This window comes from Streptomyces xinghaiensis S187, from assembly GCF_000220705.2.
Classification (GTDB): Bacteria; Actinomycetota; Actinomycetes; order Streptomycetales; family Streptomycetaceae; genus Streptomyces; species Streptomyces xinghaiensis.
This window is the reverse complement of sequence record NZ_CP023202.1, coordinates 5,533,787-5,545,571: the sequence shown is the minus strand read 5'-3', so window position 1 is coordinate 5,545,571 and position 11,785 is coordinate 5,533,787. Positions and strand designations below refer to the sequence as shown.

Below are 11,785 nucleotides of genomic sequence, written 5' to 3'. Positions count from 1 at the left end.
CTGTTCGAAGAGGAGCCACCGTGAGTGAGCTGCGCTTTGTCCACCTCGGCTTCGGGGCGGACGCCGTCGAGTACCAGGCCGCGTGGCAGGAGCAGCGCCGGGTGCACGCGGCGAGGTTCGCGGACGAGATCCCCGACACCTGTCTGCTCCTGGAACACCAGGCCGTCTACACGGCGGGCCGCCGGACCGCGGACAGCGAGCGCCCGCTGGACGGCACCCCGGTCGTCGACGTCGACCGCGGCGGCAAGATCACCTGGCACGGCCCCGGCCAGCTCGTCGGCTACCCGATCCTGAAGCTGCCCCGCCCGGTGGACGTGGTGGCCCATGTGCGCCGTCTGGAGGAGGCCCTGATCCGGGTCTGCGCCGACTTCGGTCTGGAGACCTCCCGGATCGAGGGCCGCAGCGGGGTCTGGGTGCTCGGCGACCCGGCGGACGCCCCGGCGGCCTCCCTCGGCGGCCTCTCCCTGGACTTCGACCCGCGGCTCACCGACGAGCTGTTCGACCCCCGGCTGGCCGGGCCGGAGTACGCCCCCTCGAACGCCGGGCAGCGCGGGGAGGACCGCAAGCTCGCCGCGATCGGTATCCGCGTGGCCAAGGGCGTCACCATGCACGGCTTCGCCCTCAACTGCGAGCCGGACAACACCTCGTTCGACCGGATCGTGCCGTGCGGCATCCGCGACGCGGGTGTGACCTCGCTCTCCGCCGAGCTGGGGCGCACGGTGCCGGTCTCCGAGGTGCTGCCGGTGGTGGAGAAGCGGCTGCGCGAGGTCCTGGAGACGGCCGACCCGCTCCCCCGGGCCGTCTGACGTGCCCCGCCGGGCGGCCCGGGAGGCGGGAATGCCCGCCCCCTCACCCGGGGTTGGCGGAGGACGGGCCCGCTTCCCCGGCGCACCGGCGGCGGCGGGGCGCGGCCGTGCGGACGGGGCGGGCCCCCGGCGCGGTGGCCGTGGAAAATACGGGCGTACCCTGGTGTTCGCCGAAGATTCGAATAGCCACGCAAGGCAACGCTGAGAAAAGGGGAGTGCCGGACGTGTCCGCAGTCGCACCCGACGGTCGGAAGATGCTCCGTCTGGAGGTCCGGAACAGCCAGACCCCCATCGAGCGGAAGCCGGAGTGGATCAAGACCCGGGCCAAGATGGGCCCCGAGTACACCGAACTCCAGGGCCTGGTGAAGCGCGAGGGCCTGCACACGGTGTGCCAGGAGGCCGGCTGCCCCAACATCTACGAGTGCTGGGAGGACCGCGAGGCGACCTTCCTCATCGGCGGCGACCAGTGCACCCGGCGCTGCGACTTCTGCCAGATCGACACCGGCAGGCCGCAGGCGCTGGACCGCGACGAGCCCCGGCGCGTGGCCGAATCCGTACGGTCCATGGAGCTGAAGTACGCCACGATCACCGGAGTGGCCCGCGACGACCTGGAGGACGGCGGCGCCTGGCTCTACGCCGAGACCGTGCGGCAGATCCACGGCCTGATGCCGGACACCGGCGTCGAGCTGCTGATCCCCGACTTCAACGCGGTCCCCGAACAGCTCGCCGAGGTCTTCTCCAGCCGCCCCGAGGTGCTCGCGCACAACGTGGAGACCGTCCCCCGGATCTTCAAGCGCATCCGTCCCGGCTTCCGCTACGACCGCTCCCTCGACGTCCTCCGGCAGGCCCGCGCGGACGGGCTCGTCACCAAGTCGAACCTGATCCTGGGCATGGGCGAGGAGCGCGCGGAGATCAGCGAGGCGCTGCGCGACCTGCACGAGGCCGGCTGTGAGCTCATCACGATCACCCAGTACCTGCGGCCCACGCCCCGCCACCACCCGGTGGTGCGCTGGGTGAAGCCGCAGGAGTTCGTGGAACTGCAGCAGGAGGCCGAGGAGATCGGCTACGCCGGTGTCATGTCCGGCCCGCTGGTCCGCTCCTCCTACCGCGCCGGACGGCTCTACGCGCAGGCGATGGAGCGGCGCGGCGAGGCCCCGGCGCGCGGTGGCGCCGCCGCCGCGGACCGGCAGTCCGCCTGAGCGGCACGGCCGGCCCCGTCGCCTCCCGCCGGGGTTCACCCGTGCGCACGGGCGTTCCCGATCGCGAAGTCAAGAGGCCGTGCGGCTCCCCCGGAGGGGCCGCACGGCCCCGCGCCGGGGCCGCTGTTCGTCCGTTTCGGAACATTGTTTCGCTGCGTTTGACCGATCGGTCACCCGCTGGTAACACCTATTCATGACGCTGGATTTACGCACCGCGAACGCACACGCGCCGGTCCGGCACGGCCGCCTTCCCCGCCCGCCGGGCCGCCGCCCGCCGCGCCCGCCCGCGTGAACCCGGCGCCGCCGCACCGCCCGCGCCACTTCCTCCCGTCCACGACGCTCCGAGGGGAAACGAGACCATGCAGGGCTCTCCCGTCCACGCCACCGCGATCCCGTCCGTCACCGGCGCACTGCGGGCCGTGGAGTCCGTTCTTCTGCGCCGGGGCCAGCTCACCGCCCGCCGCAACGCCTGGACCGCCGTCCTGGAGGACCGCCGCCGCGCCAGGGCGCGGTACGAGGCCGAGCACGTACTGGAGGCCGCGGCGACCCGCGCCCCACAGGCCACGTAAACTCGGGGGCATGGCGAGGAAGGAAACATCCGAGAACCCCGGGCGGCTCAAGCAGATCGCCCTGACCTACAAGATGACCAAGCGGTCCGACTCCAAGGTCGGGCTCGTCGTCGCGGCTGTGGGACTTGTCACCTTCGGTGTCCTCCTCGCGATCGGCTTCTTGATCGACCACCCGGTGTACCTGGGCATCCTGGGCGCCCTGCTGGCCTTCCTCGCCATGGCGATCGTCTTCGGGCGGCGCGCCGAGGCGGCGGCCTTCGGGCAGATGGAAGGCCAGCCGGGGGCGGCCGCGGCGGTCCTGGAGAACGTCAAGCGCGGCTGGACGGTGACGCCCGCGGTGGCGATGAACCGCCAGCAGGACGTCGTCCACCGGGCCGTCGGCAAGGCGGGCATCGTGCTGGTGGCCGAGGGCAACCCGAACCGGCTCAAGGGCCTGCTGGCCTCGGAGAAGCGGAAGATGGCCCGCATCGTCACGGACGTCCCGGTGCACGACGTCACGGTGGGCAACGGCGAGGGCCAGGTGCCGCTGAAGAAGGTCCGCACCCACCTGCTGAAGCTCCCCCGGGTGCTGACCGGCCCGCAGGTCACCACGGTCAACGACCGGCTGCGCGCGATGGGCGACCTGATGAGCAACATGCCGATGCCGAAGGGCCCGATGCCGAAGGGCATGCGGATGCCCAAGGGCGGCCGGATGCGCTGAGCCGCACCCGCGGCGGCGCCGGGCGGCCGGCCCGGCCGTATACGGCCCGGCACGGACAGCCGAAGGGCCCGGATCCCCCAGGAAGCCCTGGAGGATCCGGGCCCTTCGCGTGGAGCGCGGGCGGTGCCGCTTCCGGCCCGGACCCGGCCGCGCCCCGGTCCGGCCGGGCGGCGTCACGGGGACGGCCCGGCCGGGACGCCCGCCGCAGAGTGCGGACCGCCGCTCAGATGCGTACCTGGACCGCCCGCGCGAGACGGTCGTGGAGGCCGCGGCCGTCGCGGTCCCAGATCAGCGCGGGGACGACGAGCAGGAGCAGCAGGGTCCGCGCCACGACCCGTACGGCGCCCAGCCGGTCACCGTTCTCGGCGATGACCCGCAGGCCCATCAGCCGCTTGCCGGGCGTGCTCCCGACCGTGGTGAGGGTGGTGACGCCGAGCAGCGCGAAGAGGGCGAGGGCCCAGTTGTTGGCGGCCCTGAGCTCGCCGCCCGAGAGCAGCCCGTAGGCGATCAGGACGCAGAGCGCCCAGTCGATGAAGAGGGCGCCGGTGCGGCGCCCCACGCCCGCGACCGAGCCCGGCCCCTCCTTGGGCAGGCCGAGGCGCTCGCCGCGGTAGCCGAAGTCCACACCCATGTCCTCGGCCGCCGCGCGGGGGCCGGAGATCCACGATCCGATTGCGTGCCTGTTGTCCACCCGTCCACGGTACTGCGGTGCCCCGGCGGGCCCGGGACCGCATACGTTCCCCGCCGCGCGGACCGGGCCCGGCGACCCGGACGACCACCCCGGCGACGAGCGCGGCTCCGTGTTTCAACAGGCAGAAGCGGCCACGGGCCGGTTAACCTCGGCGAAACAAATGGGTCACGCTCGGGAAATCCCCCAAACCTAAGGTCGATGCCAGCGTGCCACCGCACTGGCCGCGTTCCAGGCAATCCCGCCACCCCCCGGACGGCGGGCTAGGAGGAGTTGCATGTTCCAGAACGCCGACGATGCGAAGAAGTTCATCGCGGACGAGGACGTCAAGTTCATCGACGTCCGATTCTGCGATCTGCCCGGCGTGATGCAGCACTTCACGATCCCGGCCGCCGCTTTCGACCCGGCCGAGGAGCTCGCGTTCGACGGCTCGTCGATCCGCGGCTTCCAGGCGATCCACGAGTCCGACATGGCGCTCCGCGCCGACCTCACCACGGCTCGTGTCGACCCGTTCCGCCGGGACAAGACGGTCAACATCAACTTCTTCATCCACGACCCGATCACGGGCGAGCAGTACAGCCGTGACCCGCGGAACATCGCCAAGAAGGCCGAGGCGTACCTCGCCTCCACCGGCATCGCCGACACGGCGTACTTCGGCCCCGAGGCCGAGTTCTACGTCTTCGACAGCGTGCGCTTCAGCACCGCCGCGAACGAGTCCTTCTACCACATCGACTCCGAGGCCGGCGCCTGGAACACCGGCGCCCTGGAGGACAACCGCGGCTACAAGGTCCGGTACAAGGGCGGCTACTTCCCGGCCCCGCCGGTCGACCACTTCGCCGACCTGCGCGCCGAGATCTCCCTGGAGCTGGACAAGGCCGGCCTGCAGGTCGAGCGCCAGCACCACGAGGTCGGCACCGCCGGACAGGCCGAGATCAACTACAAGTTCAACACGCTGCTCGCCGCGGCCGACGACCTGATGCTCTTCAAGTACATCGTGAAGAACGTCGCCTGGCGGAACGGCAAGACCGCGACCTTCATGCCCAAGCCGATCTTCGGTGACAACGGCTCCGGCATGCACGTCCACCAGTCCCTGTGGGCCGGTGGCGACCCGCTCTTCTACGACGAGCAGGGCTACGCGGGCCTCTCGGACACCGCCCGCTACTACATCGGCGGCATCCTCAAGCACGCCCCGTCGCTGCTGGCCTTCACCAACCCGACGGTGAACTCGTACCACCGCCTGGTCCCGGGCTTCGAGGCCCCGGTCAACCTGGTCTACTCGCAGCGCAACCGCTCCGCCGCGATGCGCATCCCGATCACGGGCTCCAACCCGAAGGCCAAGCGCGTCGAGTTCCGCGCCCCGGACCCGTCCTCGAACCCGTACCTCGCCTTCTCCGCCCTCCTCCTGGCGGGCCTCGACGGCGTCAAGAACAAGATCGAGCCGGCCGAGCCGATCGACAAGGACCTCTACGAGCTCGCGCCCGACGAGCACGCCAACGTGGCCCAGGTCCCGACCTCCCTCCCCGCGGTCCTCGACGCCCTGGAGGCGGACAACGAGTACCTGCAGGCGGGCGGCGTCTTCACGGGCGACCTGATCGAGACCTGGATCGACTACAAGCGGACCCAGGAGATCGCCCCCATGGCCCTCCGTCCGCACCCGCACGAGTTCGAGATGTACTTCGACATCTAGAGCGACCGGCCTTCACGGGCTTCCGGCTCTCCGGACCGCCGTCCGCGCACTCCGCGCGGGCGGCGGTCTTCGTGTGGGACCGGTGCCGCGGTACCCGCGGGCACTGCCGTGGTGACGGGCAAAACCTGAACCGGGAGTGAAGTGCCTCACAGCGAACGCGGGGCCGGGCCGCCCGGGACACCGGCGGGGGTCTGCCGGTTACGGCGGGTGAGACGGGGCCGGGCTCCGAGACGGGCTGGTGGAGCCGGGGGACCGAGCGGGGACGCACTCTCCCCGGGTATTCCGGTTGCCGTTGCGGAACTACCGGTCGGTCATTTCGTGTCGGGGATTTTTTCGAGACCGGTGTCAACGTTCGGCCCCCCGGCTCGCTTAGCTGGTCACTGAGAGCGAACACCTCTCCGGCACGGATCCGGAACGGACCACGGACCACGGACCCGGGACCGCAGTGCCGGCCGCCTCTGCGAAAGAGAAGCAAGCCGTGAACGAAGTGCTCCTCCATGGACTGGTGCTGGCGACCGCCATGCGCGTGTTCACCCCTGACGCCGCACGTCTCGTACGCCGGGCCCTCGCCGCCGGCGTACGTGTCGGAACCGCCTCGCTGCTCGATCACCGGACCCCGCTCCCCTGCCGTCCGGCCCCCGCCCCCGCCGGGGCCGCCCGCCCCTTCCCGGTTCCGGAGAAGGGAGAGCACGCGTGAGTGAGGACCTGCCCCCGTCGCAGTCCGGCCGCGCTCTGCGAGCCCGCTCCGTGCAACTGCCGCGCGCCTTCTGGGCGCTGCACCGCCAGTACTACCGGCCCTACCAGCGCTACGCCGAGCTCCAGCTGGGCGACCCCGGTGCGGCCACCCGGCTGGTCCACCAGGTGTTCATGGACCTGGCCACCCACTGGGACCAGCTGATGGAAGAGCCCAACCCGGCCACCTGCGCCTGGTCCCACCTCAAGCAGTGCATCGCCGATGAACTGCGGGGCCGCGAGCCGGCCATGGCGGAGACGGCGGTCTTCAGCAGCGTCGCCCGGGTGGCACTGGAGTCGGTGCGCGAGCAGTTCGCCGCCATGGAGAGCAAGATCGGCCTGTACCCGGCGATCTCCCGGCTGCCCGACCGGCTGTTCGACGTCATCGTCCTCCGGCACGTCCTGGGCTATCCCTCCGACCGGACCGCCCACATCATGGGCATCACCGAGGCGACGGTCCGCTCCCATCTGGGGGCCGCCCGCCGGAAGCTCGAGCGGGACCTCGGGCTCCCGCACGCGGGCCAGGAGCACCGATGAAGGAGACAGGAGTCCCCATGCGACCGCCCCGTACGCTCGGCGAGCTCCTGGCCGACGCCGAAGTCCTCCGGCACGGCTACGAGGAGGAGGAGATCGCCGCCTCCCGCCGCCGCATCGAACGCGATGTCGCCGAGCTCCAGCGCCGCGCCGGTGGCGGCCGGCTCCCGGCGCCGGCCGCCCACGGCGGACGCGCCGCCCTGCGCCACGCACAGCGGGCGGCGCCCCCGTGGGCGTCCTCCCGCAACGGACGTGCCGCCGGGGACCTGCGCCACCTCGCGGCCTACGTTCTCCACAGCACCCCCGCCGCCCGGCACATCGGCCGGCTGGCCACGTCCCACCAACTGGAGCCGGAAGGCGCCCTGGTCTTCGCCTGCCTCCTCCACCTCTCCGACCGCGAGGAAGTGGCGGAGTTCCTCTGGCAGTTCTCCGCGGGCGCCGGCAAGGCCGTATCCGCCCTGTGCCTGCATCTGCTCCACCTCCAGCGGGGCGAGCTCCGTGACGCCCGGCACTGGGCGCGGCAGGCGTCCGTCCTCGAGAACCACCAGCAGTCCAGCGACGGGGACACGCGGTCGGACGAGGGCACGGAGGTCCCCGCCGCCCTCATGCTGCTGCGCACCAGGATGGGCCTGGCCAAGCTCGACCAGGGCGCTGCCGGCGCCGGCGGCGCCCCCGGACCTGCCTCACCGGGTACACCCGGGGTTTCCGGGCCCGGGGTCCCCGGGCGGGCCCGGCTCTCCCGGTCCCTGACCGCCGCGGTCCAGCGCCTCGTCGCCAGGACGAACCCGTACGAGGGTTCCCTGCCCTGGCCGGACCGCGACCTCGCCCTCCGGCTGGAGCACTGCGGCGCCGCGTAGACGGCCCGTGCCCGCTCCGGAGGAGCCGGGGGAAAGGCCACGGGGCCGCCACCCGGGGGCGGGGGTGGCGGCCCCTGAGACCCCCGGAGACGGTGGGGGTCTCGGCCTGTGCCTCAGGGCTTCGGCCCGCGGGTTCGTCGGCACCCGCGGGCACCCGCGCCTGAGGACATCGGTGCGGGCGTCCTCCTGCGGACGGGTGCCGGCGCGGCTGCGCGCGGGCCCGTCGGCGGGGCGGCCCGTCAGCGGAAGAGCCTCAGCGGGACGGCGCGTCCCATGGCGGTCAGTCCCGCGTCGTTCGGGTGGAGGTGGTCGCCGCTGTCGTAGGCCGGGAGCAGGCGCTCCGGGTCCTGCGGGTCGCGGACGGCCCGGTCGAAGTCGATGACGGCGTCGTACTCGCCGCTGGTGCGGATCCAGTGGTTGAGCCGCTGCCGCGCGGCCTCGTTCTCCTCGCTGTAGAAGCCGAGGGTGTCGTTCTTGAACGGGGTGACGGTGCCGCCGTAGATCTTCAGTCCGCGCTCGTGGGCGCGGGCGATGAGCTGGCGGTGGCCGTTGATCAGGTCCTCCGCCGAGACCCGTTCGGACTCGGGGGCGACGGTCCCGGGGTGCCCGAGGTCGTTGACGCCGAGCAGCACCAGGGCGTACCGCGCGCCGGGCTGGGCGAGCACGTCGCGGTCGAAGCGCGCCAGGCCGCTCTCGCCGAAGTAGGCCGCGTACGCCTCGGCCTGGTGGCCCTCCGGCGGGTTGGGGTCGTGGAGGAGGCGGTTGCCGCTGATGCCCTTGTTGACGACGCCGGTGCCGCGCAGCGCGGGGTGCTGCTGGAGGCGCCGGGCGAGGACGTCGGACCAGCGGTTGTTGGCGTCGAGGCCGGTGCCCGCGGTGATGGAGTCGCCGAGGGCCACGGCGGCCGCCGGCCGGTGGGCGGCCACGCTGACGCCGGTGAGGAAGTACCAGCGGTCGTTGGTGGCGGCCGGGTCGATGTGGGTGCGGCCGGTGACGTTGCTGTCGGCCACGTAGTTCGTCTGGTGGGCGAAGGCGGCCACCGTGGCGCCCGGGGTACGGCGCGGGAGGTGGATGCTGACGACGAGGTCGGTGCCGGCCGGCACCCGCAGCTTCACCGGGTCGCTGAGCATCGGGGCGCCCGGCGGGACGGTGACGGAGCGCTCGCCGCCGAAGGTGAGTGTCCGGTCGGTGGCCGGGGCGATGGAGGAGCCCGGTCCGCCGCCGGCCCGCCGGGCGATGTGCGCCTCGCCGATGAGCAGCCGCTCGGTGCCGAACTCGTTGGAGAAGCGGACGCGCAGGGTCTGGCCGGCGGTGCTCACCCGCACGACCTGGCGGAGGGTCTGGTCCTCGAAGACGGTGCCGTCGGAGGCGGGGACGGTCGTGGGGGCGGCGCCCCAGGTGCCGGCCCAGGAGGACGCGGTGCGGGCCGGGCCGCCGCCGTCCGGTCCGGGGGCGGCCGGGGCGGCGGGCGCCGAGCCCATCAGCAGGGTGCCGGTGAGCAGGGCCACGGCACCGGCCCGTACCCGGCTCCAGGGTCCGGGGCGGCGGCCGCCCCGGGGCCCGGGTGTCCGGGTGCTGTCGTCGTTCATGTTTCTCTCCTGGGAATCCGGTGCGAGGAGGGCGGAGCGGCCCGCGGGCCGGCGGGCGGCGGGTCAGCCGCGGCGGGCGGGCCGGTCGAAGCGCCAGCCCTCGGAGCGGAGCTTCGGGATGATCCGTTCGACGGCCTCCACGGTCTGGCTGCGGTCCCCGCCGCCGTCGTGGAGAAGAACGACGGCTCCGGGGGTGAGGCCTTCCTCCAGACGGCTGACCAGTTCGTCGGTCCCCGGCGGGTCCCAGTCGCCGACCACCAGCCGCCAGCCCAGCGGCTGCATCCCGAGCCCGGCCGCGACCTCCGGGCTCTTGCCCCAACTGCCGTACGGCGCACGGAAGTACGGGATGCGGGCTCCCGGGGCGGCCCTGCGTATGGCGGCGGAGGTGCGCCGCAGGTCGGCCCGGATCTCCTTCTCGGACCAGGCGCCCATGTCGTCGTGGTGCATGCTGTGGTTGCAGAGCGTGTGGCCGCCCGCGACGATCTTCCGTACGAGCTCGGGGTGGGCCTCGACGTGGTCGCCCCAGAGGCAGAACACGGCCTTGACGCGCTGCTCGCGCAACACCTGGAGCAGGCGCGGGGTGTCGGCCGGGTTGGGTCCGTCGTCGAACGTGAGGGCGACGGTGTTGCCGCCGTGCCGGGTGGAGTCCACGATCGCGGGGGTGGCCTTGCCGCCCTGCGCGGGGCCGGGCCGGTGGGCCTGCGCGACCGGCGCGGTGGCCGCGGTGACCGCCACGGCGGCCAGGCAGAGACCGGTGGCGAGCAGCGGGGAACCGGCCGGCCGGCGCCGTGCGCCCGGACGTCCCGTCCTGCCGGCCGGCGCCGGCGGGGCCGTGTCCCTCCCGTGCCGGGCGCCGCCGGGCCCGGGCCGCGGCGCGCCGTACTCCCGGATCTCGTTCCGGCCGGGCTCGCCGGCTCCGTCCCCGCCGGCTCCGTTCCGGGTCGCGGACCTGGCCATCCCTGGCCCCTTTCTGACGCTCCGTGGGCGCGTAGTGGTGCCCGGTCCGGTCCGCGCCGCCCGCGGCACGGGCGGCGGGCCCGGGGGCGTACCGCCGTCGGCCCCTGCTCCCGCTGTATCCCCGACAGCCGTTCCGGCCGATAATTTCCGGAAACTCCTGTCGGGCGGGGCAGACCTTAGGAACGGGCTTTCCCCCACGTCAAGGGGGTGCTGGCGGGGAGTATCCGGCCGGGATGGACCTTCCGGCGGAAGGCGCAGGTCGTAGGCTGGCGAAAAATTTCCGGGGCCGTCGGGCGTCGCGCGCGGATGTCGGACGGCGGAGGCGGTTCTTCCGACGCCTGTCTGATGACCGCGCCGGACCCTCCGTGACACCGTTCTGGAGGTTCCGCGCGACGCCACCCCCCACACCCGCGCGGAACGGAGGGACCACGGATGCGTTATGCCTTCGACCCGGAGCTGGCCGCGGCGGTCGCGATGATGCCGGAGGTCGACATCAGCGATGTGGCCGCGGCCCGGGCCGCGCAGGCCGAGCAGCTGTCCGCCGTCGTCGCAGCGGCCGACACCACCGGAGCCGAGGTCGAGGACGTCTCCGTCCCCGGCCCCGAGGGTGCCCCGGACGTGCCGCTGCGGCTCTACCGGCCCCGGGACGCGCGGGGCCCGCTGCCCGTGGTCTACGCGATCCACGGCGGCGGCTTCGTCGTCGGCACGCCCGACGCCGACCACGAGGGCAACCTGCGGTTCTGCCGCGAAATCGGCGCGCTGGTGGTCTCGCCGGACTACCGGCTGGCGCCCGAACACCCGTACCCGGCCGCGCTGGAGGACTGCTACGCGGGTCTCTCGTGGCTCGCGAAGAACACCGCCGAACTGGGCATCCTGCCCGACCGGACGGCGCTGTGGGGCGACAGCGCCGGAGCCTGCCTGGCCGCCGCGCTCACCCTGCTCGCCCATGACCGCGGCGGTCCGGCCATCCGCTTCCAGTGCCTGGTCGCCCCCGCGCTCGACGACCGGCTCCGGACCGCCAGCGCCCGGCTCCACACCGACACCCCCGTGTGGAACCGGCACAACGCCCGGCTGAGCTGGGAGGCCTATCTGGGCCCCGGCACGCCCGGCTCCCAGGGCGTCTCCCCGTACGCGGCGCCGGCGCGGGCCGGGACCGCCCTGCTGAAAGGGCTGCCGCCCGCGCACATCACGGTGATGCAGTTCGACCCGCTGCGGGACGAGGGCATCGACTACGCCCGCGCGCTGCTGGCCGCCGGGGTCCCCACCGAGCTGCACGTCCTTCCGGGGACCTTCCACGGAGCGGGCGCGGTGGAGCACGCCGCCGTCGTCCGGCGGATCACCGCCGAGATCACCGCCGTGCTCGCCCGGGCCCTCGGCCGATGAGCGCCCGGACGGCGGGCCGCAGCCGGACGGCGGGCGTGCGGGCGGGCCGCCTCCGGCCGGCGTCCCCGCGCACCCGGGTGACGA

At 73.4% G+C, this 11,785-nt stretch carries 12 protein-coding genes; 9 read left to right on the top strand and 3 right to left on the bottom strand.

Annotated elements, in window-relative coordinates; genetic code table 11:
* Positions 1 to 20 precede the first annotated feature (20 nt).
* The 4 genes from lipB (at position 21) to SXIN_RS23640 (ending at position 3,274) form a co-directional block, all read left to right on the top strand.
* On the top strand, positions 21 to 806 hold the full coding sequence (gene lipB, locus SXIN_RS23655) for a lipoyl(octanoyl) transferase LipB (protein ID WP_019709391.1): 786 nt from the start codon (positions 21 to 23) through the stop codon (positions 804 to 806).
* Positions 807 to 1,030: 224 nt separating this feature from the next.
* Positions 1,031 to 2,005: a lipoyl synthase gene (gene lipA, locus SXIN_RS23650; RefSeq protein WP_095758167.1), complete on the top strand. Its 975-nt coding sequence runs from the start codon at positions 1,031 to 1,033 to the stop codon at positions 2,003 to 2,005.
* A 359-nt stretch (positions 2,006 to 2,364) separates the two neighbouring features.
* Positions 2,365 to 2,574, top strand: a complete 210-nt coding sequence (locus tag SXIN_RS23645; protein ID WP_019706418.1) for an SCO2195 family GlnR-regulated protein — start codon at positions 2,365 to 2,367, stop codon at positions 2,572 to 2,574.
* A 10-nt stretch (positions 2,575 to 2,584) separates the two neighbouring features.
* On the top strand, positions 2,585 to 3,274 hold the full coding sequence (locus SXIN_RS23640) for a DUF4191 domain-containing protein (RefSeq protein WP_019706417.1): 690 nt from the start codon (positions 2,585 to 2,587) through the stop codon (positions 3,272 to 3,274).
* 223 nt (positions 3,275 to 3,497) lie between these two features.
* Here SXIN_RS23640 and SXIN_RS23635 read toward each other — a convergent pair whose 3' ends face one another.
* Positions 3,498 to 3,965, bottom strand: a complete 468-nt coding sequence (locus SXIN_RS23635) for an RDD family protein (RefSeq protein WP_019709390.1) — start codon at positions 3,963 to 3,965, stop codon at positions 3,498 to 3,500.
* Between the two features lie 274 nt (positions 3,966 to 4,239).
* Here SXIN_RS23635 and glnA point away from each other — a divergent pair, with 274 nt between their 5' ends.
* The 4 genes from glnA (at position 4,240) to SXIN_RS23615 (ending at position 7,772) form a co-directional block, all read left to right on the top strand.
* Entirely contained in the window at positions 4,240 to 5,649 is a 1,410-nt protein-coding gene (glnA, locus tag SXIN_RS23630) for a type I glutamate--ammonia ligase (RefSeq protein WP_019709389.1), read from the top strand.
* Between the two features lie 478 nt (positions 5,650 to 6,127).
* Complete coding sequence (locus SXIN_RS23625) at positions 6,128 to 6,346, top strand: hypothetical protein (RefSeq protein ID WP_019709388.1); 219 nt, start codon at positions 6,128 to 6,130, stop codon at positions 6,344 to 6,346.
* The gene (locus SXIN_RS23620) at positions 6,343 to 6,918 is read left to right on the top strand and encodes a sigma-70 family RNA polymerase sigma factor (RefSeq protein ID WP_019709387.1); all 576 of its coding nucleotides are present in this window, start codon (positions 6,343 to 6,345) and stop codon (positions 6,916 to 6,918) included. Before SXIN_RS23625 ends, SXIN_RS23620 begins: the two co-directional genes overlap by 4 nt.
* A gap of 17 nt (positions 6,919 to 6,935) precedes the next feature.
* Positions 6,936 to 7,772, top strand: a complete 837-nt coding sequence (locus SXIN_RS23615) for a hypothetical protein (RefSeq protein ID WP_095757493.1) — start codon at positions 6,936 to 6,938, stop codon at positions 7,770 to 7,772.
* A gap of 239 nt (positions 7,773 to 8,011) precedes the next feature.
* Here SXIN_RS23615 and SXIN_RS23610 read toward each other — a convergent pair whose 3' ends face one another.
* Together SXIN_RS23610 and SXIN_RS23605 are read right to left on the bottom strand one after the other, a co-directional pair.
* Entirely contained in the window at positions 8,012 to 9,361 is a 1,350-nt protein-coding gene (locus SXIN_RS23610) for an SGNH/GDSL hydrolase family protein (RefSeq protein ID WP_095757492.1), read from the bottom strand.
* Between the two features lie 63 nt (positions 9,362 to 9,424).
* Positions 9,425 to 10,318 (bottom strand): polysaccharide deacetylase family protein, encoded by an 894-nt coding sequence (locus tag SXIN_RS23605; RefSeq protein ID WP_095757491.1) that lies wholly within the window; start codon positions 10,316 to 10,318, stop codon positions 9,425 to 9,427.
* A 432-nt stretch (positions 10,319 to 10,750) separates the two neighbouring features.
* Between SXIN_RS23605 and SXIN_RS23600 the strand changes: the two genes are divergently transcribed.
* A complete protein-coding gene (locus SXIN_RS23600; RefSeq protein WP_019709386.1) occupies positions 10,751 to 11,701 on the top strand; it encodes an alpha/beta hydrolase in 951 nt (316 codons plus the stop codon).
* The last annotated feature ends 84 nt before the right edge of the window (positions 11,702 to 11,785 follow it).